Source organism: Nocardia sp. NPDC050799, from assembly GCF_040654015.1.
In the GTDB taxonomy this organism is placed as follows: Bacteria; Actinomycetota; Actinomycetes; order Mycobacteriales; family Mycobacteriaceae; genus Nocardia.
The window spans coordinates 60,682-82,491 of the sequence record NZ_JBFAHF010000027.1 but is presented as its reverse complement, the minus strand read 5'-3'; the positions used below and the strand labels follow the sequence as shown (position 1 = coordinate 82,491).

The following is a 21,810-nucleotide window of genomic DNA, read 5'->3' as shown; positions in this document are numbered from 1 at the left end:
GGCGCCAGGCCGCGGTCCCGGACCCGGCGGGCGCGGCGCGCGCCCCGGGGGCGGGCCATCCGGTGCTCCGTGTCGGGGGGCGTCGCCCTCGCGCCGCCGGACCGTCCGCTCACTGTCCACCCGGTCGACCAAATCCTGGACCGTCAGCGGCCCGGGGTTGGCGGGCGGCTCCGGCTGCCGTGGCCGACGAGACCCTCGCGCCTCGTCCATGTCGGGGGACTCTCCCGCGGGATACCGCTCCCACGGTGCGCGACCTCCGGGCCCTGATGATCGCCCGTGCCGATCGTCACCCACTAATGAACCTCGCTTTTCCGCAACTCACTGCCGACGCAACCGTGATCGAAAGGCTGCGCGGGATTCCGCAATGATAACGATTTCGCCATCGGGAGCCACTCGGACATTACGAGAGGGCAGCAAAAGCGGTAAATGCTGGGAAGTTGCCCGCAGTTATGTTTGCACGCGCACGTGACGATTCCGCGGCGTGTCGAATCGGCGTGTCGAATCGGTCGGTGGCCCGCTGCAGGTAATTCAGCCGCCGCTGTGCATGACATCGGCCGCGGCCGGGACGGTCCCGTCCTCGGGGTCGTCCAGCCAACCGTGCGGAAGCGCGACCTTGCCCGGCGAACCCTGCCGGCCCCGGGGGCCGCCGGCATCCGCCGGGAACGGGACGGAGGGATCGAGCTGCTCGATGAGCGTTTCGAGTTCGGTCAGCGAGGAGACCGTCGCGAAACTGCGCCGCAACTCGGCGCCCAGCGGGAAGCCCATGAAATACCAGGCCATATGTTTGCGCAGGTCACGCATGCCTTTGTCCTCGCCGTGGTGTTCGGCGAGCAGCCCGGCATGGCGTGTCAGGATCGCGCCGACCTCTCCGAGGGTGGGCGGCACCGGCGCGGGCTCGCCCCGCAGGGCGGCTCCGAGTTCGGCGAACAGCCAGGGCCGGCCGAGGCAGCCGCGCCCCACCACGACCCCGTCGCAGCCGGTCTGCGCCATCATCGTCACCGCGTCGGCGGCACTGAAGATATCGCCGTTGCCGAGCACCGGGATCGTGGTGACCGCCTCTTTCAGGCGTGCGATGGCCGACCAGTCGGCGGTCCCGGAGTAGCGCTGCGCCGCGGTCCGCGCGTGCAGGGCGACCGCCGCCGCGCCTTCGCTCTCGGCGATGCGACCGGTATCGAGGCAGGTCTGATGCTCGTCGTCGATTCCGATACGGAATTTCATGGTCACCGGCACCCCGGCCGGTTCGGCGGCCCGGACCATCTCCCGGACGATCCGGGCGAACAGATTGCGCTTGTAGGGCAGGGCGGCGCCGCCCCCGAGCCGGGTCACCTTGGGTACCGGGCAGCCGAGGTTCATATCGATGTGATCGGCCCAGCCCTCGCCGACGATGATCCGGACGGCTTCACCGAGGGTGGCCGGGTCCACACCGTAGAGCTGCATCGACCGCGGCGATTCGCCCTCGTCGAACGCCATCATGTGCAGCGTTTTCTCGTTGCGTTCCACCACCGCGCGGGCGGTGATCATCTCGCAGACGTAGATCGCGGTCGGACTGCCGAACTCCCGGCAGAGCTTGCGGAAGGCCAGGTTGGTGATACCGGCCATCGGCGCGAGGACGACCGGCGGATCGACCGGGTAGGGGCCGATTCGCAGAGGTGTCTCCTGCTCCAACTGTGTTCGCACAGTGTTCTATTTTCCCTCGAGCGTCCGGGCCCGGTCACTGTCGGGTGCCTCACCGCGCGACAGCACGCCGCCGGGAGGTCTTCCGGCTGCGGCGGTGACCGTTGCGGCAAGCCCCGCGGGGTAGCTGCCGGTCCGGTCCGGCCGGGCGTTAGCCTCGTGAACGCCGGACCCGCCGGCCGCCCGATTTCCGCTGGATACACCGCCGGGGCCGCTGCCCCGATCGGGAGCAATCGAAAGAGGACGACATCCATGGCCGAGAACACCGATGACGCCGGTCGCGAGCCGGAGGAGACCGCCGGTGGCGCGGGCGAACCCGTCGCCGCGCCCGCGAAACCGGCCCCGGCCGAAGCCCGCCCGGGCACGGTGTCCATCCAGGTTTCCAGCCTGATCCGCGGCGCGGTCGTCGCGGTGCTCGCCGTGGCGGCGATCGTCTTCGCCGTGCTGTATCTCACCGCACGAGGCGAATTGGCCGATCGCGACGAGCGCGCCGCGGCGGACAGCCATGCCGAGCAGCTGGCCACCGAGTACGCGGTGGGCGCGGCCACCGTGAACTTCAAGGATCTCGACGCCTGGATCGCCGCCCTGAAGAAGAACACCAGCCCCCGGCTGGCGGGCAAGTTCGACGACACCGCGCCGAAACTGGAACAGATCCTGGTGCCGCTGCAGTGGACCTCGACCGCCGCCCCCATCACCGCGAAGGTCATGTCCGAACAGGACGGGGTCTACAAGGTGAACGTCTTCGTGAATGTGACCTCGACCAACGCCCAGAATCCGGACGGTACGCAGACCACGGTCACCTACACGGTGACGGTCGACGAGAACTCCGGCCGGCAGATCACCGATGTGGGCGGCGTGGACGGTGCCCTGCCGATGAAATAAGAGGTGTCGCGGGGGTCGTTCGTGAATGCGACGAGACCGCCGGTGGTACCGGCGGTCTCGGTCGGGGTGTTCCTTGTTGCTGGACGCTCAGCCGTTCACCGTGGCGAAGGCCTTCTCGCGTTTGGCGGCCTCGCGGGCGAGCATCCGGTCGCGCTGTTCTTCGAACTTCACGACATCCTGGGAGAGCTTGTCCAGGAAACCGGAGAGTCGCTCCCGCGTCTGCTCGCCACGCGCGGTGAAGTCGGTACGGCCGAAAATGTTCCACTTCTTCAGAACCGGCTGGACGACCTCTTCGAGGTGCTGGCGCAGATCGTAGATGCCGTGCTTGGCCATCAGTACACCGTTGCGCCGGAAATTCGGCATACCGGCGCCGGGCATCTGGAAATTCTCCACGATCAGGGCGATGGCTTCCAGAGCCTGGTCCGGGCACAGGTCGAGGGCCGCGCCGCACATATTGCGGTAGAAGATCATGTGCAGGTTCTCGTCGGCCGCGATGCGCTGCAGCATGCGGTCGGCGATGGCGTCGTCGCACACCTTGCCGGTATTACGGTGCGAGACGCGGGTGGCCAGCTCCTGGAAGGTCACATAGGCGACGGAATGCAGGAAGCCGGCGTCGACCTCGGCGGGGGAGGCGAACCCGTTGGTCATATGAACCATGCGGGCCTGCTCCAGCGCCACCGGGTCGACGCCGCGGGTCACCACCAGGTAGTCGCGCATGGCGATCCCGTGCCGGTTCTCCTCGGCGGTCCAGCGGCCGACCCAGGTCCCCCACGCGCCGTCCTGGGAAAAGTTCTCGGCGATTTCCCGGTGGTAGGAGGGCAGGTTGTCCTCGGTGAGCAGGTTGGTGATCATGGCCGCCTTGGCGACCTCGTTGAGCTTGGATTGGTCGGGGTCCCAGTCCTGTCCGCCGAGTGCGGCGAAGTTGCGACCTTCGTCCCACGGGACGTAGTCGTGCGGATGCCACTCTTTTGCCAAGGAGAGGTGCCGGTTGACGTTCTGCTCGGCAACCGGCTCCAACTCTGTGAGCAGCTCGAGTTGAGTCAGATCCCTTGCCATGTAATCAAGCCCTTCATATGTTGCGTTGGTGCGGGGCACCTGATGTAGACCGTTGCCGATGCGGCCATACCTTACGGCACCGTAGGTGTGATGCGAAACGCATCCGACCGTGAAAGAGCGCACGTTGGCGCAGGTGCCCCTGCCCGGTGTTCCCACCCGAGTGTATGGCCGGATCCGCAGTCATGGGCGTATCGCCCGGTGTCCCGATTGCGTTAGCGGCCGTGGGAAATAGCACATCGGTGGGTGCGCGGCCGGCGTCCGGCTGGAAGTTACGGGGCTGATCAGGCGTGTTCATCGTCGTCATGGGGACGCCCGGGCGTTGGACCGAAAGAAGTCCGCGCGTGTCGGCTCCGGTCACAGTGCGGCCGGGACAAGGCTGGTCCAACTCACAGGGTGGACCAGCCGGGGGCGGGAAGAAAAAGTGGACGCCCGGTCGGTGGGCCGGGCGCCCGGGGTGCCCCCACCAGGGCTCGAACCTGGGACCTGCGGATTAAAAGTCCGTAGCTCTACCAACTGAGCTATAGGGGCGCGGCCGCAAGTGTACTGGTCGAGTCCGCGTTTCTCGTAATCGGGTGGCTATGCTGGTGCTTTCCGTCACTCGGGCCGCGCGGCCCGGTCCGGCATGGTCCGGGCCGGCGGCGGCCCGATGGGGTCGTAGGGGAGGTCGGGCCCGTTCGGCGGGCCTGGTGAGCCGGAAACCATACCCATGAGTTCGGTATCACGGTACCTGCGGCATTGTTGATACAACGGGTAGCACGATACGATCCAAATATGTTGGATACCAATGCCTTTGGATCGGTGAAGGCAGATTTCTCGCAGCTGTGGGGTTCGGGAACCGGATTTTCGGAGTGTTGCGCTCCGGGCGGGGCGCATGAGCGGGGCGGTATCCATCCAGGGGTCGGAGCGGCCGGCTGAGTACCGGCTCCGAACCTGCCCGGGCGGTCGAAGATCCTGCGTTACCGAAGGATTCGCTCGGCCATTCGTTCGGCCCCGTCGGTGCCCGGTTCGCGAAATCCGGATGGCGAAATGGTAGCCCGCTGTACCGGTTTACCGCATGCCGGTACGAGATTCCGAGTACCGTGACCAATCAGCGAATTCGGGGTGTCACTCGGGACAGCGCTGCGGGAGGCGTATGGGGGACCAGGAACGGCGCAACGGAATGCCCGGATGCGCACCCCCTGCGGCGCACCCGGGCCATCGAATTGTACCAGTCGGTGTGTTTCCTCTGCGGGCTGGGTTTCGTACCAAAGGTTCGGTACAGGTCAATAAACCGACCGCAGGTCGGCATACAACAGGATAAGTTCGCGGCCTCGGCCCGCTCCTCAAAGGCGGATGAACGGTCGCGAGCATTCCGCGGGTGGAAATCCCGCGGATTGCACAAGGCTTCGGAGGCGTTTCGAGCATGGCACGGCAGCAAGAGCGGGCCCGTCGGACACGGGCAGCAATTATCCGGTCCGCCGCCGTTGAGTTCGGGAAGAGCGGCTATGCCGCGGCTTCGCTCAACCGCATTTTGGAAGGATCGCGAGCGACCAAGGGCGCCATGTACTTCCATTTCGATTCGAAGGAAGATCTGGCGCGGGCCGTTCTCGATTCGGCGATAGAGCGATACGGCAGCACCATCGATCGCTGGCTCGTGCGCACGGACCTGGGCCCGCTCGACGTTCTGCACGGCGTCTTCGACGAACTCGCGTTGCGACTCGAGCACGACATAATCGTGCAGGCCGAATTCCGGCTCGTCATCGACCCCGGCTTCCATCGGCAGGGCCGCGGCGGCTGTCCGATGCTCGCCGCGGCCATCCGCGATCTGACGGTCGCGGCGATCGAACAGGGTCAGCTGCGCCCGGATACCGATCCCGACCGCTTCACCCGAACCCTCGCCGGCGCGCTGATCGGTCAGCGCTATATGGCCGACGCCCACGGCGGCGAGCCGGATCTGCGCACCCGGTTCCAGGAGTCGCTGGAGGTCCTGGTCCAGGCCACCTGTACCCCGGCGTGGGTGGCGGAGTTCGGCCGGTCGGGGTGGCGGGCGAGCGCACGTCTGGAAGAGTTGGGTTCCCCCGCTTGACCAGCGGATTTGGGAATTGTGTGCACCCTGTCATAAGCTATGCGAGCTCCCAACGGACAGCCGTTGAAAAGCCGGTCCGGAGAAATCCGGGACGAGCCCCCTTCGTCTAGCGGCCTAGGACGCCGCCCTTTCAAGGCGGTAGCGCGGGTTCGAATCCCGTAGGGGGTACCACCTATGTGAGTAGGTGGCACACAGCAAGGCCCTGTGGCGCAGTTGGTTAGCGCGCCGCCCTGTCACGGCGGAGGTCGCGGGTTCGAGTCCCGTCAGGGTCGCCAATGGATGCCGGAGCGATCCGGCTTCCATCGGATGGCATTCGTTCCGGGTGCCTGCGGCCAGGTAGCTCAGTTGGTACGAGCGTTCGCCTGAAAAGCGAAAGGTCGCCGGTTCGATCCCGGCCCTGGCCACAATCAACCCCCTGATCACCACGATCGGGGGGTTTCTGCTGTTTCGGATCCCGGCCGGGTGGAATGCTGTGACCATGGCCGAACGGTGGTATTACTGCTTGAAGCATCAGCGCGCCGAACGTGGGCGTCAGTGCTGGTTCCGGGACCGTATGGGGCCGTATCCGGATCAGGCCACGGCCGAACGTGCGCTCGAGATCGTGCGGCAGCGCAATGCCACGCAGGACGCGGCGGATCGGGCGTATCACGAGGGCGACTGATTCGCCCGAGAAGTGCCGATGGCCCCGCTCGGCGACGCTATCACCGGTGCGCTGCATTCCCGGGTGGGCGGTTGGGCTACCGTTCACGGGTAACGTAGCGACGCTCGCGGCCTGCTGTACCCGGCCGCCGGGCGAGACCAGGTGAGCAGGGAGGGCGACCCTTGAGGGTTACCGTTGTTGTGCCGACCTACAACGAGCGGGACAATTTGCCGGTAGCGGTAGAGCGGTTGACCGCGCTACCCGTGCCCGGCCTGCACGTGCTGGTAGTCGACGACAATTCGCCGGACGGCACCGGTGAGGTGGCGGAGAAGCTGGCCGCGGAGCTGCCCAACGTCGTGTCGGTACTGCACCGCACGGAGAAGGAGGGGCTGGGCCGGGCCTACATCGCCGGCATCACCCGGGCCCTCGAGGAGGGCGCGGATGTGGTGATCCAGATGGACGCCGATCTGTCCCATCCCGCCGAGGTGATTCCCGCCATGCTGGAGGAGCTGGACCGGCCGGGTATCGGAGTCGTGCTCGGGTCCCGCTATGTGCCCGGCGGTTCCACCGCGGCGGAATGGAAGTGGTACCGCAAGGCGCTCTCGGCGTGGGCCAATTTCTACGTCAATACCATCCTGCGGCTCGGAATCAAGGACGCCACCGCCGGTTTCAAGGCGTGGGAGGCCGATACGCTGCGCGCCATCGAGGTCGGCGCGATCCGCAGCAACGGCTACTCCTTCCAGGTGGAGATGAACTACCGGGCCAAGCAGCAGGGCATCGGTATCGCCGAGGTACCCATCCGCTTCGAGGAGCGGACCGTCGGAGCTTCCAAGATGAGCCTGAAGGTGCAGCTGGAATCGGCGCTGATGCCGTGGAAGCTGCTTCTCGGCCGCGCCCTCTGACACCGTTCAGCGCGGCCAGTCGCGCAGCGTGTCGAGATAGCGCTGCCGGACCTCGGCGACTTTCGCGTCCAGGTCGGACGGGTCCTGTGTGTCCACCGCGATCGGCGGCAGGATCGCCACCTCGACCACCCCGGGGCGCGCGATCATCGAATCCCGCCGGCCGACCTCGGCGGCATTGCGGATCACCACCGGAATCACCGGCACCCCCGCTTGCCGGGCCATGTGGAAGGCGCCCTTCTTGAACCTGCCGGGCTGCGCGGTGTAGGAACGGGTGCCCTCCGGGGCGATCGCGACGGATAGGCCGCCGCGCAGGGTATCCACCACCGGGGCCAGCGAGGCCTTGGCGAGGTCGGTGTTCGAACGGTCGATGAAGGTGACGCCGACGAACCGCATGAGCGGGCCGAAAACGGGATGCCGGATGAGTTCCTTCTTACCGACGCCGGTGACGTGCCCGCCGAGCACCGCGGGCACGATGAGCACGTCGAACTGGCTCTGATGGTTGAACAGGAAGACCGCGGGCCGCGGGTGACGGGCATGCTCCGCGCCGGTGACGCGGAGTTGGATCCCGCACAGGCGCAGCGGCCAGGCGGTGCCGTACTTCATGAGGGCGTCGGCCATGGCCCGCCGGTCTCGGGTGTAGGACTTGCGCAGTACCCCGTACAGCGCTCCGCCGAGCAGAGCGAAGAGCCCCAGCGCGGTCCGCAGATAGTCGGCTGGGCGCGGCGCGGTGCGCGGGCCCACGGCGAGTGGGGCCCAGCCGTACTCGGCCGCCGTGGCCGCGAGCACGGGGTCGGGTGCGATCGGTACCCGCGTGCCGCCGCGGGACAGTAGCGGGAGATCGCCCGCGCTGCCGCTGTAGACATAGGAACGCGCGAGGTCGACCCCGTGGGCGGCCGCGAATTCCGACACCGCTTCGGCCTTTTCGGGGCCGTACCGCACTTCGCCCTCGAGGAGCCCGGTCAGCCGCCCCCCGGCCACCGCCGGTCGGCTGCCGAGCACCTGCGGGATACCGAGCGCGGCGGCCGCGGGACGTAACTGGAAATCCGCCGCGTCCCCCGTCAACACCACGGTGTGCCCGGCCGCGATATGTTCCTGCACCAAACGCAGCAGCTCGGGACGTATCCGGTCGTACCAGCCCCGTTTGAACAGGCGTTCGCCCAGCGCGGTCAGTTCTTCCGGCGTCCGGCCGGCCGCGGCCCGCACGCCGCGCTCGAGCACATCACCCGCCGAACTCGCACCGCTGTGCCGCAACTGGTCGAACAGCGTTTTCAGCAGCTCGCGGTCCGGCCCGCGCCACCGCGGCGCGGGCGCGGACCCGAGTTCGGCCAGCGCCGTCAGGTCGAAGACCGCGCCGACCCCGGGGCCGCGGGGGCCCGAACGAATGGCGGCCACCACCGCGTCGATCCCGGCCGGCGCGGGGTCTTCGCCGATATGCTCGGTGCCCGCTGCCCGCGTGCTCATCGGACCCGTCCGGCCGGGAGATTGGACGGGTCGAGGGTGGCGGCCCGGGAGATCCGGAAGCCGATGGTGCGCAGGCGCTCGGCGAACTCGGCACGCCGGGCGGCGAGTTCGGCCACCGATTCCACCGACTTTGGGTCCGCAGGTTCGAGCAGCCCACGATTGGCGGCCAGTTTCAGCGCACTGCCGAAGAGTTCGGTGGAAACCGACTCCGTACTGTGCAGCCGCTGCTGCAACAGCATCTGCCTGCCGACCGACACGCACTCGTCGACGAACTCTTTGCGGTCGACCCGCGCGGCCGGGTCCCGGGCGGCCAGTCGTTCGGCCACCACCAGCTGCGCATCGAAAAACGAGCGCAGTACCCGATGGGCCATCATGAAGCCGGTGCCGGTGAGTGCGGCCAGGATCTCACTGCCGAGTGTGTCGCGCGACCGCGACCGCCAGCGCGGGTCGATCAGCAACATCTCCGCGGTGATCCGCTCGGCGAACTCGGTTCGGTCCGGGAAGAAGAACTCGAATTTCAGCAGGTCCCGCAGCCGGTAGGCCTCGTCCCAGCCGATATCCAGGGCGTCGGCGTCCGGCCCGACGGCGTCACGGGCCGGATCGTCCGGCGCGGCGTCGACCGCGGCCAGGATCGCCAGTTCGACAATGGCGCGATCGACGAACCAGTGCACCGCGCTGTTGCGGTAGAACGCGGCTTCGAGGTGGGCGCCCGCCTCGATGGAGTACACCGGCTCGACCCCGCTGCGGTAGACGGTGACCACCTTCGCGAGCGACAACTGCTCGAGGACGACGGCCAGGCTCTGCTCGTCGCGTAGTTTCGCGATCTCGCCGCACGGCAGATCCCGCTGTTCGATGTAGTCCAGCACCGGGGCGAGTGCCTCGCAGACCTCGGCCCGAGTGAGTGCCCGCTGGTGGACACCCAGCAGGACCAGCGTGACCAGGGCGTTGACGGTAATCGGGGTGACCGAGTTGATACCCACGGCGACATCGAACGCGAGCCGCTGTACCGCCAGGCGTTCTTTCTCGCCGATTTCGTCGTGAGGCTCGTCGGGGTCGGTCCGGGCCCGGCCGGTGGCGTCGGCCGGGCGCAGCGGGATGGTGACCGGAGTCGTGATCAGCGGATCGCCGTGGGCGGCGAGACGCTCGCGCGCCGAGAGCGGGGCCCCGAAGCGGACGTAGACGTGCCCGGCGGAATGTTGCTGGTTGCGGACATAACGGGCCAGCCAGGCCAGGCCTTCGGATTTCTTGCGACCGCCCATCTGCTCGTCGGCGATGGCGCCGAGTTCGTTGAGCCGCTCGTAGGTGATCGAGACCGGGACCAGCAGCGCGTCGGCGATTCGTTCCTGGCGCACGGCCGCGGCCAGATAGTTGAGCAGTCCGTAGCGGGGCGGGCGTAGCTTTCCGGTGCGGGTGCGGCCGCCTTCGAAGTACCACTCCAGGTTGAACCGCCGCGCCATCAGATAGCCGAAGTACTCCTCGACCACGGCCTGATAGACCGTGTCGCCACCGAAACTGCGCCGGATGAAGATGGTCCCGGTGCGCCGGGCGATCGGGCCCATCGGCCAGAACCGCAGGTTCGCGCCGCCCACCACATGGTTGGGCGGGAAATCGTTGCGGGCCAGCACATCGCCCAGGACGAAGGCATCCACATAGGACCGATGGGAGGGCAGGAAGATCAGCGGGTAGCGCCGGTTGAGATCGCGCAGGGCGGTGAGCCCGGATTCGTCGCAGTCCACCTTCCAGGTCGACGCGTGGACCGGGCGCATGGCCTGGGTGAACAGATCCGAGACCATACGGCTCTGCGCCGCGACCAGTTCGTTCAGCGCTTTCTCGGCGCGCCGGTGCACCTCCTGCGGATCGGCCCCGATCTCGTCGGCGATCGATTCGAGCCGCCGCAGGAATTCCGGCGAGTCCAGTATCTCTTCGGTGACCAGGCGGGGCACCTTGTACCGGTCACCGATCACGCCGCGTTCCGCGCGTTCGAGCGCGACCACCGCGGCGCGCACCACCGCGCGGGCGAACGGGTCGGCGGTGCCGGCGTAGTGCAGGGCGGTGGCCTCGGGATTGTTGGCCCGCAATTCGCTCAGCCGGGCCGGGCTGCCGGTCAGTACCAGGTGCCGGTCGGGGGACCGTTCGATCAGCCGCCGCTGGGCGAGCCGGTTCGGGCGGCGCGGATTGGTGAGCTGTGCGAGGTCACCGAAGGTCACCCGCCGGACGCCGTCGCGTTCGGGCGGCAGCCACAGCACCCGCACCGGGACCACCAGTGGATCGTCGGCGCGGCCGGTGAGCCGGTCGGCGATGGCACCGGCGTCCAGGTCGAGCTGGGTGACCGGGGCGCGTACGCCCAGTGCGGCGGCCAGGCCGCCGTCGGCGATCCAGCGCCCGATCAGTTCGCGTTCGGTACCCGAAGCCGAATCCACCAGCGCGACCACCGATTCCAGCGGCAGGTCGGAGGTTGCCGGAGCTCCACTTCGGTGCTCGATCATGGTGTGGATCCTCTGCTCGGATGGGGGCGGCCGGCCCCGGCCCGGGCCGGGGCCGTGTGACCGGATCGGCGGGACCAGATCGGTCGTCGGCTCGAAAATACTCCTTGCAAACCACTATGGACGGCTCTCGCGCCGTTGGGGTTGTTTGGCTCGTTTCCGGTAGTTTCCGAGACCTTCCGATGAGAAGAGGTAATGCTAACCTTACTTCCGAGCTTGGGTCGGTTAGCCTTGGAGGATCGTTGTCGACCACTGATGAACGTTTACGCGCCGAGTATGTGACCGACCCCGCGGCAGCCATGGCCCGCCTGGCCGCCGAGGGCCACTTCGGCGACCATGTGGTCTACGAGCGCGGCGGAGAATGGGTCTTCGCCGCGGACCCGATCGGCACCGTCGAACTCGACGCCGGCGAACTGCGGATCACCTGGGCGGGCGAGACCACGGCCCGCGGCTGGTCCGGCAGCCCGGCCGCGGTGATGAACAATGTGCTCGCCGAACTGCCGATGACCGGCCGCAATGCCTACGGGTGGATCGGGTTCGAATTCTGCGCGTGGTCGCTGGGCGCAACCGGGTATCTGCGTCCCGGCGCCGCCCTGGTCCGTCTGATGATCCCGCGCGTGGAGGTACGGATCGACCCCACCGGGGCGGTGTGGATCACCGGAGCCGATCCGGACGAGGCCGCGACTCTCGCCGATACTGTGGCGAGTTCCCGGGATACCGCGCTCCCGCAACCCCATCCGGTGGATGTGCGGATCGACACCTCCGGCTACCGCGAGCGCGTCGCCGCGGCCGTGGCGGAGATCGAGTCCGGGCGGTATCAGAAGGTCGTTCTTTCGCGGAAGGTCGAGTTGCCCTTCGCGGTGAATATCCCGGCCACCTACCGGCTCGGCCGGGCGCACAACACTCCCGCTCGCTCCTTCCTGCTGAATCTGGGCGGACTGGAGGCGGCCGGGTTCAGTCCGGAACTGGTGCTCTCGGTGGACGACGACCGGACGGTCAGCACCGAACCGCTGGCCGGCACCCGCGCCTTCGGGCTGGGAGCCGAGATGGACAGTGCCGCGCGCGCGGAGCTGATCTCCGATCCGAAGGAGATCGTCGAACACGCCCTCTCGGTACAGACCTGTTTCGCCGAGATCGGTGCGATCGCCGAACCCGGCACCACCTCGGTCTCGGATTTCATGGCGGTGCGCGAACGCGGCAGTGTGCAACACCTGGCCTCCACCGTCCGGGGGCGCCTGGCGGCCGGCCGTACAGCCTGGGACGCGCTGGACGCCATTTTCCCTTCGGTGACCGCATCGGGTATTCCGAAGCGGCCGGGGGTCGATTCGGTCTTCCGGCACGACCGCCCACGTGGTCTGTACTCCGGTGCGGTGCTGATGGTTTCGCCGACCGGCGCATTGGAAGCCGCGCTGGTGCTGCGCGCGGTGTACCAGACCGGTGCGGGTGCGTGGTTGCGCGCGGGCGCCGGGGTGGTCGCGCAGTCGCGACCCGAACGGGAGTTCGAGGAGACCTGCGAGAAGCTGGGCAGCGTGGCGCCCTACGTGGTGCGGGCGTAGGGCACCCGGTCGGCCGGTACGGAAACGGTCGCGGGCCCGTGGACCGGACCGTCTCCCGTCCTACTCCTGGGCGCGCAGGGCCTTCTTGTCGATCTTGCCCACCGCGGTCAGCGGCAGGGTGTCCGCGCGGCGCAGGACGTCCGGGAGTTTGTAGGTCGCCAGACCGCGCCCGGTGAGGAATTCCTTGATCTCGGCAAGGGTGGGCGTATCGCCGGTGACGACGAGTACCGCGCAGACCTTTTCGCCGAGTCCGGGATCGGGCAGGCCGACAGCGGCCGCGTGCCGGACGGCGGGGTGGGCGAGCAGATGCTCCTCGAGTTCGTCACAGGAGACGTTCTCCCCGCCCCGGTTGATCACGTCCTTGATCCGGCCCGACACCACCAGGTGGCCACTGGGCAGCTGCCGCACCAGATCGCCGCTGCGGTAGTAACCGTCGGGAGTGAAGGCGCGGACATTGTGTTCGGGGGCACGGTAATAACCGCGCAGGGTGTACGGGCCGCGAGTGAGCAGTTCGCCCTCCGCGCCCGGTGCGACATCCATGCCGTCCTCGTCGACCACTCTGATCTCGTCGGCCGGGCACAGCGGACGGCCCTGGGTGGTGCAGACGATATCCGGATCGTCGTCGAGCCTGGTGAAATTGAGCAGCCCCTCGGCCATACCGAAGACCTGCTGCAGTGCCACCCGTAGCGCGGGCGCCACCTCCCGGGCGTTCACCTCGGCCAGTTTCGCGCCGCCCACCTGTAGCAGCCGCAGGGAGGAGATATCGGCGTCCTCCCAGTCCACCGCGGCCGACCACAATTGCGCCAGCGGCGGCACCACCGCGGTGACGGTCACGCGATGGCGTTCGATCGCCGCGAAGGCGCTCTCCGGGCTCGGATCGGCGACGAAGGCCAGTGCGCCCCCGGTCGCCACCGTGCCCAGGATGCCCGGACAGGCCAGCGGGAAGTTGTGCGCGGCGGGCAGCGTGGCCAGGTAGACGTCCCGGTCGCCGAGTTCGCAGACGGCCGCGCTCGCGGTGGCGTTGTAGACGTAGTCGTCGTGGGTGCGGGCGATGAGTTTGGGGAGACCGGTGGTGCCGCCGGAGACCAGCATGAGCGCGATATCGGCGGGGTCGACCGTGGGCAGCGAACCGGTGTCCCGGGCGATGGACGTCAGCTCGGTGAATTCGCCGGCCGCACCGGCGACCAGGACATGGCGCAACGACTCGACGGTGGTCAGCAGGGTGGCGGCCAGTTGCCGGTAGTCGAAATCGCCCTGGCGGTCGGCGACCAGGTACGCGACCGCGCCGGAGAGACCGGCCAGGTGTTCGATCTCGGCCCGGCGGTGTGCGGGCAACGTGAGTACCGGGATGATGCCGGCACGCAACAAGCCGAACAGCGCGATCGCGAAGACGGGGGTGTTCAGCAGTTGGACGATCACCCGGTCGCCCGGCGCGATCCCGAGGGCCAGGAACCCGTAGGCCATCCGGTCGGCTTCCGCGTCCAGTTCGGCGTAGGTCAGCGGCCGGTCGCCGAGCAGTGCCGGATGCTCCGGGCTGCGGCGCGCGGTATCGCGGAGCAGATCCCCCACGGTGGTGCCGGTCCAGTAGCCGGCGGCACGGTAGGTCTCGGCCAGATCCTCGGGGAAGGGAACATAACCGTCACGGTGGGTGCCGGCGGCGGTGGAAGTCACGATATGCCTCATAGGTAAACAGGGACTCGAAGGCGTGTGCGGCGCGTTTCCGGTCCGTTAATAGGTTAGGCAACCCTATATCGTTTGAGAAGGGCGTGTCTCGTCCGTGCAGGTCTTGGCGGTGAGCGAGGGATCCGGATGCTATTCGGGATACCCGGTCCGTCGCGCCCGGTGCACATCCCCGGCGCGCATTAGACTCGCCCCATGAGTGGTTGGGGCGTCGGGGACATCCCCGATCAGCAGGGTCGAACCGTCATCATCACCGGGGCGAACAGCGGGCTCGGCGCGGTCGCCGCGCGAGCCCTGGCCGGAGCCGGGGCGCAGGTGATCCTGGCCTGCCGGAATGTGGGCAAGGGGCAGGCCGTCGCCGACGAGATCGGTGAGCGGGCGCAGGTCCGGCAGCTGGACCTGGCCGATCTGTCCTCGGTCCGGGAGTTCGCCGCCGGGGTGGCGAGCGCGGATGTCCTGATCAACAATGCCGGCGTGATGGCGGTACCGCTGCGGCGGACCGCCGACGGTTTCGAGATGCAGATCGGTACCAACCATCTCGGCCATTTCGCGCTCACCGGCCTGCTGCTCGGCAAGATCGGTGAGCGGGTGGTCACCCTGTCCAGCGGTGCCCACGCGGCCGGTGCCATCGACCTCGAGGATCTCAACTGGGAGCGGCGCCCGTACAAGCGCTGGTCGGCCTACGGCCAGTCGAAGCTGGCCAATCTGCTCTTCGCCTTCGAACTGCAGCGCCGGCTCGCCGCGGCCGGTTCGGCGAAGCTGTCGGTGGCGGCCCACCCCGGCTACGCCGCCACCGAACTGCAGTCCCATACCGAGACCGTGCTCGACTCGGTGATGAACATCGGTAACAAGGTGTTCGCGCAGAGTGCGGAGATGGGGGCGCTGCCGGAACTCTTCGCCGCTACCGCCCCGGTCGAGCCGGGCGCCTACTACGGACCGACCGGCCTGGGCGGGATGCGCGGCCACCCCGGACGCTCGGGCTGCTCGAAGCGGGCGAAAGACCAGCTCACCGCACGTTCGCTGTGGGAACTCTCGGAGCGGCTGACCGACGTGAAGTTCGATTTCTCGGCCTGATCGCCCCGCCCGCCCGCGGTGCCCACCGCGGGATGTCACACCTGTGTCCGGTGCGTCGTCATCTCTGTGACAAGGCAGGAACGAAAGGAATCCGGACATGGAACCCCGTGTGAATCTCTTCGAGAACAAGGTCACCGCGAGTTACGTCAAGCGGTTGGTCACCGCCGGCAAGGTGGCCGAGGGCTCGGGTCTGCCCGCCGCCACCTACGAGCTGGTGAAAATCCGGGCCAGCCAGATCAACGGCTGCGCGATGTGCCTGGATATGCACACCAAGGACGCCCTGCACGCCGGGGAATCCACGCTGCGGATCAACCTGGTCGCCGCCTGGCGGGAGGCCACCGTCTTCACCGAGGCCGAACGCGCCGCGCTCGAACTCACCGAGGCGGGCACCCGGCTGGCCGACGGCGGCGGGGTGAGCGAGGAGACCTGGCAGCGGGTGCGCAAGCACTACGACGAGGACCAGATCGGTGGGCTGCTCGTCGCCGTCGCCACCATCAACGCGTGGAACCGGCTGAACGCCCTCGCCCACACCCCGGCCGGGAACTACGAGCCCGGTCAGTTCTGAAACGGCGCCGGGGCGGGATTGTGTCGAGTATCACTTTCCTCCATGCGATTCCGCCCCGCCTCCACCTCCGTGGTCAACCGCCTGGTACCGTGACCAATCGTGCAGCGCGTGTATTTCTGGTTTAGCAAGCCGGCCCGGGGCGGGTCGGTCTGCGGCTACCACGCGCGCTGACCAGTTTCCCCCGAGCCGGATGACGACCGGCTCGACGGGTGAATATTTCCGTGGGTCGGCCCGAACGAGAAGGACACCACCCACGATGACAACCGCAGTCGATATCGACGCCCACCATTCCGATCTGGACGATCAGCGCACCCTCAGCGTGAGCCCGTTGCGCTCCCCGGCCGAGGTGCGCCGGGTCCATGCCATCACCGACGATCACGCCGCCACCGTGCGGGCCGGACGTAAGTCCACCGTCGAGGTGCTCAACGGGGCCGACGACCGCCTGATGGTGGTCGTCGGGCCGTGCTCGGTGCACGATCCGGCCGCCGCGCTCGACTACGCACGGCGGCTGGCCGCCGCGTCGGCGGAACTCTCCGACCGGCTGCATCTGGTCATGCGGGTCTACTTCGAGAAGCCGCGCACCACGCTGGGCTGGAAAGGGCTGATCAACGATCCCCATCTCAACGGCAGCTTCGATGTCAACACCGGGCTGGGTATCGGCCGTCAGCTGCTGCTCGACATCACCGCGCTGGGTCTGCCGGTGGCCTGCGAGTTCCTCGACCCCATCACCCCGCAGTACATCTCGGATCTGGTCTCCTACGGCGCGATCGGCGCGCGCACCGCGGCCAGCCAGGTGCACCGGCAGCTGAGCAGTGCCCTGTCCATGCCGGTCGGAATCAAGAACGGGACCGACGGCGATGTGCAGGTCGCCGTGGACGGGGTCCGGGCGGCCGCGGCCAGCCATGTATTCCCCGGTACCGACCTCGACGGCCGGGCCGCGCTGATCCAGACCGCGGGCAACGAGGACTGCCACGTGATCCTGCGCGGCGGATCCAGCGGCACCAACTACGACGCGGCCTCGGTGGCCGACGCCTGCGCGCGGCTGGAGAAGTCGAAGCTGCCGCAGCGGATCGTGGTCGACGCCAGCCACGGCAACAGCAACAAGGACCACCGGCGGCAGCCCGTCGTCGTCGCCGATATCGCCGAGCGGCTGGCCGCGGGTGAACCGGGTGTGGTGGGCGTGATGCTGGAGAGCTTCCTGGTAGAGGGCCGTCAGGACCTCACCCTGGGCCGGTCCGCCGATCTCACCTTCGGCCAGTCCATCACCGACGCATGCATGGACTGGGACACCACCGCCGCCCAGCTGAACCGGCTGGCCGACGCTGTCGCCCGGCGCCGCCGGCCCTGACGATCCGGTCACTGCGCCGTACGGGCCACGCGTCCGTGGCGCGGGCGGCCGGGCCGGCGGCCGTGCGGATCCGGCCGCCACCGCCGAATACGACGGACGCCTCGGATCAGACCCCGGCCGGCCAGTCGTTCGCCGGGCCCGGTGGATCGGTGTTCAGGCGGGCGGCCATCCAATGGTCGCGACGGTTTCCGCGCAAGACGCTGCCCAGCCGGGCCAGACCTTCGTAGCGGAAACCCTGTGCGCGGATCGCGGCGGCGGACGCGTGATTACCGACGAAAGCCCGCCAATGGATTCGGGTCAGGCCCATCCCCGCCGGGTCGAAGCCGAAATCGCACGCCAGCACGATCGCCCGCGACATCAGGCCCCGGCGGCGGTGCTCGGCGGCGAGCCAGTAACCGATTTCGGCGGAGCCCTCGTCCGGCGGCCGCACGCCCAGCCCCACGGTGCCGACGAGCCGGCCGTGCTCGCCGAGCCGGATCGCCCAGCACGGACTGCCGGCAGCCCAGCCCTCGGCCGACCTGGTGCGGACGAAATATTCGGCATCGGCGCGCCCGTAGGGCACCGGAACCGTCACCCATTCGGCGATCGCCGGGTCCTGGCAGCATTCGACGATCGCCTCGATATCGGATTCCACCGGCCGGCTCAGCCAGACGGTCCCGTCGGTCAGTGTGCGCTCCTCCACCCGTCGATGGTGGCAGTTCGAGAGGGTGTTCGGCATCCGAATTCCCGGGCCGCCGGGCCGGGTCGCTGTCCGGCCGGGCAGCGGGACTCCGTAGAATTCCGGCGGTGGTAGCCACGCTTCTCGCCGATCTCTTCGAGTCCCATCGTGGGCATCTGCTGGCGGTGGCCTACCGGCTGACCGGCAGTGTGGCCGATGCCGAGGACGCGGTGCAGGAAAGCTGGTTACGGCTGGCCGGCACCGCGCAGTCGGAGATCGAGGACCTGCGCGCCTGGTTGACGACCGTGGTCTCCCGGCTCTGCCTGGACCGGTTGCGCAGTGCCGCGGTGCGCCGGGAAAGCTATGTCGGCCAATGGCTCCCGGAGCCGGTGGTGACCCCGCTGACCGGCATGCCCGGTCCGGACCCGCTCGCCGCCGTGGTGCAGCGTCAGGAATTCCGGATGGCCGCCCTGGTGGTGCTCGATCAGCTCACCCCACCGCAACGCGTGGCCTTCGTACTGCATGAAGGTCTGCAGGTGCCCTACGGGGAGATCGCCGGCATCCTGGCCATCACTCCGGAAGCGGCCCGGCAGTTGGCCGCCCGCGCGCGCAAGGTCGTACGCGAACAGACGCCGCCGGTCGCCGCCGACGGCGAACACGAGGCGGCCGTGCAGAAACTGCTGGTTGCGCTGGGGACCGGCGATGCCCGCGCGGTGGCGGCGGTGCTGCATCCGGACGCGAAGATGATCGGCGATGCCGGCGGCACCACGCAGACCGCGCACAATGTCATCTACGGACCGGACAAATGCGCCCGGCTGTTCCTCGGCCTCATCCGTCGCTACGGCCTGGACCGGCCGGGCGTCGATTTCGGCGCCGGGGATATGGAGTTCGTCCGGGTCAACGGACAGCTCGGCGTGCTGTTCCATGCCCGCCCCGGCGACGGTGACCATCCCGGTTTCCCGTCGCGGGTGATGGGATTCACCGTGGTGGACGGCGTGATCCAGGGCGCCTACGACCACGCCAACCCGGCGAAACTGCAGGGGGTCCGGTTGCGCTGACCGGACCGCTCAGGCCGGCACCGGACGGGTCCGGTCGGTGAGCAGCAGTGCCGCCATCGCCCCCAGTACCGAACCCATCAGGAACCGCTGGACGCGCAACCACAGCGGCCGTCCGCTCAAAAACCCCGCGACCGTCCCGGCGGTGCACACGATGAGCGCGTTCACCACCAGCGCGACGGTGATCTGCACGGTCCCGAGGCACAGGCTCTGGGCCCATACCGGGCCCGCACCGGGCGCGACGAACTGCGGAATCAGCGCCAGGTACATGACGGCGATCTTCGGGTTCAGCAGATTGGTCACCAGCCCCATGGTGAACAGCTTGCGGCCGGGGTCCCGGGGAAGCGTTTCGGGGGTGAAAACCGAGACCGCGCCCGGCCTGATCGCCTGCCAGGCCAGCCACAGCAGGTAGGCGGCCCCCGCCGCCTTCAATGCTGTGTACAGCGCCGGGACCAGGGCGAACACCGCGGTGATCCCGGTGGCGGCGGCAGTCAGGTAAACGCCGAAACCGGCGGCGACGCCGGTCAGCGAGATCATTCCGGCGCGCCGGCCCTGCGATATCGTGCGGGAGACGAGGTACATCATGTTCGGGCCGGGAGTGAGCACCAGGCCGAGCGCGGCCACCGCCACCCCGGCCGCCGCCGCGAGTTCGATCATGGATCCAATACTGGCTTTGCCGGCCAGCCGATGTCTCGGTCCAGTTTGCACCCACTGGTTGTGTCGGTGTCCTAGTGAAGGCCGCCTTACCGTGGCTGCGCGCCGGAACGGAAGAAAAGCTCGCCGTCGGCTGTTATGCGTGGTTGTCCCCGAGATGCCCGGTGCCGACGCAAGCTCGATGAGTCGAGTTCTACGAGACACGTCGAAGGGTTGCGGCCCGTCTCGCCGTTCAGCGCCCGAAGCGCATACGCCGACGGCGCGAGTCTCGGGCGCTGAACGACGAGACCGAGGGGGCCTCGGCGCCGCAGGCGGCGCCGAAAAACACTGCGTCAGGGACAATGGGTGCAGCCGAGGTGAGGAGGTGTCCGTGGCAGACGGGCCGCTGATCGTGCAGAGCGATAAAACAGTGTTGCTAGAAGTCGATCACGAACTCGCGAATGTGGCGCGCCAGGCGATCGCGCCGTTCGCCGAGCTGGAGCGGGCGCCCGAACACGTGCACACCTATCGGGTGACGCCGCTGGCCCTGTGGAACGCGCGGGCCGCGGGGCACGACGCGGAGCAGGTGGTGGACGCGCTGGTCGGGCACTCCCGGTTTCCGGTGCCCCAGCCGCTGCTGGTCGATATCGTCGAGACGATGGCCCGGTACGGGCGATTGCAGCTGGTGAGACACCCGGCGCACGGATTGACCCTGGTCAGCCTGGACCGCGCGGTACTCGCCGAGGTGCTGCGGCACAAGAAGATCGCTCCCATGCTCGGTGAACGTATCGACGAGGACACTGTGGTGGTGCACCCGTCCGAGCGCGGGCACATCAAACAGCAGCTGCTCAAGATCGGCTGGCCCGCCGAGGACCTGGCCGGCTACGTCGACGGTGAGGCCCATCCGATCGACCTGGACTTCGACGGCGCGAGCTGGCAGTTGCGCGACTATCAGGAAATGGCCGCCGATTCCTTCTGGGCCGGCGGGTCCGGGGTGGTGGTGCTGCCGTGCGGGGCGGGCAAGACGATGGTGGGTGCCGCCGCGATGGCGCGCGCCAAGGCCACCACTCTCATCCTGGTGACCAATACCGTCGCCGGCCGCCAGTGGCGGCGGGAGCTGCTCGCGCGTACCTCGCTCACCGACGAGGAGATCGGTGAGTACTCCGGGGAACGCAAGGAGATCCGGCCGGTCACCATCGCCACCTACCAGGTGATCACCCGCAAATCGAAGGGTGAGTACAAGCATCTGGAACTCTTCGACAGCCGGGACTGGGGGCTGGTGATCTACGACGAGGTACATCTGCTGCCCGCCCCCGTTTTCCGGATGACGGCCGATCTGCAATCGCGGCGCCGGCTCGGTCTCACCGCGACCCTGGTCCGTGAGGACGGCCGGGAGGGCGATGTCTTCTCGCTGATCGGCCCCAAACGCTACGACGCGCCGTGGAAGGATATCGAGGCCCAGGGCTGGATCGCCCCGGCCGACTGTATCGAGGTCCGGGTCACGCTGACCGATGCCGAGCGGATGGCGTACGCGACCGCCGAACCCGAAGAGCGCTACAAGCTCTGTTCCACCGCGCACACCAAGATCGCGGTGGTGAAATCCATCCTGGACCGGCATCGCGGTGCGCCCACCCTCGTCATCGGCGCGTATCTGGACCAGCTGGAAGAACTGGGCGCTGCCCTGGACGCACCGGTGATCCAGGGGTCGACGAAGAACAAGGAGCGCGAGGCGCTGTTCGACGCCTTCCGCCGCGGCGAGATCCCGGTTCTCGTGGTCAGCAAGGTCGCGAACTTCTCCATCGACCTACCGGAGGCGTCGGTGGCGGTGCAGGTTTCCGGAACCTTCGGTTCGCGCCAGGAAGAGGCCCAGCGGCTGGGCCGGCTGTTGCGGCCCAAACAGGACGGCGGTCAGGCCCATTTCTATTCGGTGGTGGCCCGCGACACTCTGGACGCGGATTATGCTGCGCATCGGCAGCGTTTCCTCGCCGAGCAGGGGTATGCCTATCGCATAACCGATGCCGACGATCTGCTGGGCCCCGCCATCGGACCCGGCGAACAATAAGGGCATTCCGAACTCC

Annotated in this window: 17 protein-coding genes and 4 tRNA genes; 13 read left to right on the top strand and 8 right to left on the bottom strand. The window is 68.3% G+C overall.

Annotation, left to right across the window (positions count from 1 at the left end):
• Positions 1 to 528 precede the first annotated feature (528 nt).
• Positions 529 to 1,677: a tRNA dihydrouridine synthase DusB gene (gene dusB, locus AB0H42_RS25255; RefSeq protein WP_357060007.1), complete on the bottom strand. Its 1,149-nt coding sequence runs from the start codon at positions 1,675 to 1,677 to the stop codon at positions 529 to 531.
• Between the two features lie 249 nt (positions 1,678 to 1,926).
• Here dusB and AB0H42_RS25250 point away from each other — a divergent pair, with 249 nt between their 5' ends.
• The gene (locus AB0H42_RS25250; RefSeq protein WP_357060004.1) at positions 1,927 to 2,556 is read left to right on the top strand and encodes a hypothetical protein; all 630 of its coding nucleotides are present in this window, start codon (positions 1,927 to 1,929) and stop codon (positions 2,554 to 2,556) included.
• Positions 2,557 to 2,643: 87 nt separating this feature from the next.
• Here AB0H42_RS25250 and AB0H42_RS25245 read toward each other — a convergent pair whose 3' ends face one another.
• Positions 2,644 to 3,612 carry an acyl-ACP desaturase gene (locus AB0H42_RS25245; RefSeq protein WP_357060001.1) on the bottom strand — a complete coding sequence of 323 codons (969 nt, stop codon included), beginning with the start codon at positions 3,610 to 3,612 and terminating at the stop codon, positions 2,644 to 2,646.
• Between the two features lie 455 nt (positions 3,613 to 4,067).
• Positions 4,068 to 4,140 (bottom strand) — tRNA-Lys (locus tag AB0H42_RS25240).
• 874 nt (positions 4,141 to 5,014) lie between these two features.
• Between AB0H42_RS25240 and AB0H42_RS25235 the strand changes: the two genes are divergently transcribed.
• From AB0H42_RS25235 to AB0H42_RS25210, 6 genes are all read left to right on the top strand, one after another.
• Positions 5,015 to 5,677, top strand: coding sequence for a TetR/AcrR family transcriptional regulator (locus AB0H42_RS25235; RefSeq protein WP_357059998.1), 663 nt, complete (start codon positions 5,015 to 5,017; stop codon positions 5,675 to 5,677).
• A gap of 95 nt (positions 5,678 to 5,772) precedes the next feature.
• Positions 5,773 to 5,848 (top strand) — tRNA-Glu (locus AB0H42_RS25230).
• A gap of 27 nt (positions 5,849 to 5,875) precedes the next feature.
• A tRNA-Asp gene (locus AB0H42_RS25225) sits at positions 5,876 to 5,952 on the top strand.
• Between the two features lie 55 nt (positions 5,953 to 6,007).
• A tRNA-Phe gene (locus tag AB0H42_RS25220) sits at positions 6,008 to 6,081 on the top strand.
• A gap of 74 nt (positions 6,082 to 6,155) precedes the next feature.
• On the top strand, positions 6,156 to 6,338 hold the full coding sequence (locus AB0H42_RS25215) for a hypothetical protein (protein ID WP_357059996.1): 183 nt from the start codon (positions 6,156 to 6,158) through the stop codon (positions 6,336 to 6,338).
• 161 nt (positions 6,339 to 6,499) lie between these two features.
• The gene (locus AB0H42_RS25210; protein ID WP_357059993.1) at positions 6,500 to 7,219 is read left to right on the top strand and encodes a polyprenol monophosphomannose synthase; all 720 of its coding nucleotides are present in this window, start codon (positions 6,500 to 6,502) and stop codon (positions 7,217 to 7,219) included.
• Between the two features lie 6 nt (positions 7,220 to 7,225).
• On the opposite strand, the gene AB0H42_RS25205 is transcribed toward AB0H42_RS25210, so the two are convergent.
• Entirely contained in the window at positions 7,226 to 8,680 is a 1,455-nt protein-coding gene (locus AB0H42_RS25205; protein ID WP_357059990.1) for a 1-acylglycerol-3-phosphate O-acyltransferase, read from the bottom strand.
• On the bottom strand, positions 8,677 to 11,166 hold the full coding sequence (locus AB0H42_RS25200) for a glycerol-3-phosphate 1-O-acyltransferase (protein WP_357059987.1): 2,490 nt from the start codon (positions 11,164 to 11,166) through the stop codon (positions 8,677 to 8,679). Before AB0H42_RS25200 ends, AB0H42_RS25205 begins: the two co-directional genes overlap by 4 nt.
• A gap of 239 nt (positions 11,167 to 11,405) precedes the next feature.
• On the opposite strand from AB0H42_RS25200, the gene AB0H42_RS25195 reads away from it, so the two are divergent.
• The gene (locus tag AB0H42_RS25195; protein WP_357059985.1) at positions 11,406 to 12,719 is read left to right on the top strand and encodes a salicylate synthase; all 1,314 of its coding nucleotides are present in this window, start codon (positions 11,406 to 11,408) and stop codon (positions 12,717 to 12,719) included.
• 60 nt (positions 12,720 to 12,779) lie between these two features.
• Here the strand turns inward: AB0H42_RS25195 and AB0H42_RS25190 are convergent, their stop codons facing one another.
• Entirely contained in the window at positions 12,780 to 14,390 is a 1,611-nt protein-coding gene (locus AB0H42_RS25190) for an AMP-binding protein (protein WP_357059983.1), read from the bottom strand.
• Positions 14,391 to 14,594: 204 nt separating this feature from the next.
• On the opposite strand from AB0H42_RS25190, the gene AB0H42_RS25185 reads away from it, so the two are divergent.
• From AB0H42_RS25185 to AB0H42_RS25175, 3 genes are all read left to right on the top strand, one after another.
• Complete coding sequence (locus AB0H42_RS25185) at positions 14,595 to 15,473, top strand: oxidoreductase (protein ID WP_357059980.1); 879 nt, start codon at positions 14,595 to 14,597, stop codon at positions 15,471 to 15,473.
• Positions 15,474 to 15,570: 97 nt separating this feature from the next.
• Positions 15,571 to 16,038: a carboxymuconolactone decarboxylase family protein gene (locus tag AB0H42_RS25180; RefSeq protein WP_357059977.1), complete on the top strand. Its 468-nt coding sequence runs from the start codon at positions 15,571 to 15,573 to the stop codon at positions 16,036 to 16,038.
• Between the two features lie 256 nt (positions 16,039 to 16,294).
• Positions 16,295 to 17,386, top strand: a complete 1,092-nt coding sequence (locus AB0H42_RS25175) for a 3-deoxy-7-phosphoheptulonate synthase (protein WP_357059974.1) — start codon at positions 16,295 to 16,297, stop codon at positions 17,384 to 17,386.
• Between the two features lie 106 nt (positions 17,387 to 17,492).
• Here the strand turns inward: AB0H42_RS25175 and AB0H42_RS25170 are convergent, their stop codons facing one another.
• Positions 17,493 to 18,068: a GNAT family N-acetyltransferase gene (locus tag AB0H42_RS25170; protein ID WP_357059971.1), complete on the bottom strand. Its 576-nt coding sequence runs from the start codon at positions 18,066 to 18,068 to the stop codon at positions 17,493 to 17,495.
• Between the two features lie 104 nt (positions 18,069 to 18,172).
• Here AB0H42_RS25170 and sigJ point away from each other — a divergent pair, with 104 nt between their 5' ends.
• Positions 18,173 to 19,102: an RNA polymerase sigma factor SigJ gene (sigJ, locus tag AB0H42_RS25165; protein ID WP_357059968.1), complete on the top strand. Its 930-nt coding sequence runs from the start codon at positions 18,173 to 18,175 to the stop codon at positions 19,100 to 19,102.
• Positions 19,103 to 19,111: 9 nt separating this feature from the next.
• Here sigJ and AB0H42_RS25160 read toward each other — a convergent pair whose 3' ends face one another.
• Positions 19,112 to 19,756 (bottom strand): LysE family translocator, encoded by a 645-nt coding sequence (locus AB0H42_RS25160; RefSeq protein ID WP_357059965.1) that lies wholly within the window; start codon positions 19,754 to 19,756, stop codon positions 19,112 to 19,114.
• Positions 19,757 to 20,123: 367 nt separating this feature from the next.
• Between AB0H42_RS25160 and AB0H42_RS25155 the strand changes: the two genes are divergently transcribed.
• Positions 20,124 to 21,794, top strand: a complete 1,671-nt coding sequence (locus AB0H42_RS25155) for a DNA repair helicase XPB (protein WP_357060075.1) — start codon at positions 20,124 to 20,126, stop codon at positions 21,792 to 21,794.
• Positions 21,795 to 21,810 lie beyond the last annotated feature (16 nt).

Excerpts from the sequence above, each read along its gene's own strand:
- AB0H42_RS25250 (WP_357060004.1), top strand. The coding sequence starts at position 1,927 with ATGGCCGAGAACACCGATGACGCCGGTCGCGAGCCGGAGGAGACCGCC.
- AB0H42_RS25245 (WP_357060001.1), bottom strand. The coding sequence starts at position 3,612 with ATGGCAAGGGATCTGACTCAACTCGAGCTGCTCACAGAGTTGGAGCCG.
- AB0H42_RS25235 (WP_357059998.1), top strand. The coding sequence starts at position 5,015 with ATGGCACGGCAGCAAGAGCGGGCCCGTCGGACACGGGCAGCAATTATC.
- AB0H42_RS25215 (WP_357059996.1), top strand. The coding sequence starts at position 6,156 with ATGGCCGAACGGTGGTATTACTGCTTGAAGCATCAGCGCGCCGAACGT.
- AB0H42_RS25205 (WP_357059990.1), bottom strand. The coding sequence starts at position 8,680 with ATGAGCACGCGGGCAGCGGGCACCGAGCATATCGGCGAAGACCCCGCG.
- AB0H42_RS25200 (WP_357059987.1), bottom strand. The coding sequence starts at position 11,166 with ATGATCGAGCACCGAAGTGGAGCTCCGGCAACCTCCGACCTGCCGCTG.
- AB0H42_RS25185 (WP_357059980.1), top strand. The coding sequence starts at position 14,595 with ATGAGTGGTTGGGGCGTCGGGGACATCCCCGATCAGCAGGGTCGAACC.
- AB0H42_RS25180 (WP_357059977.1), top strand. The coding sequence starts at position 15,571 with ATGGAACCCCGTGTGAATCTCTTCGAGAACAAGGTCACCGCGAGTTAC.
- AB0H42_RS25175 (WP_357059974.1), top strand. The coding sequence starts at position 16,295 with ATGACAACCGCAGTCGATATCGACGCCCACCATTCCGATCTGGACGAT.
- AB0H42_RS25160 (WP_357059965.1), bottom strand. The coding sequence starts at position 19,756 with ATGATCGAACTCGCGGCGGCGGCCGGGGTGGCGGTGGCCGCGCTCGGC.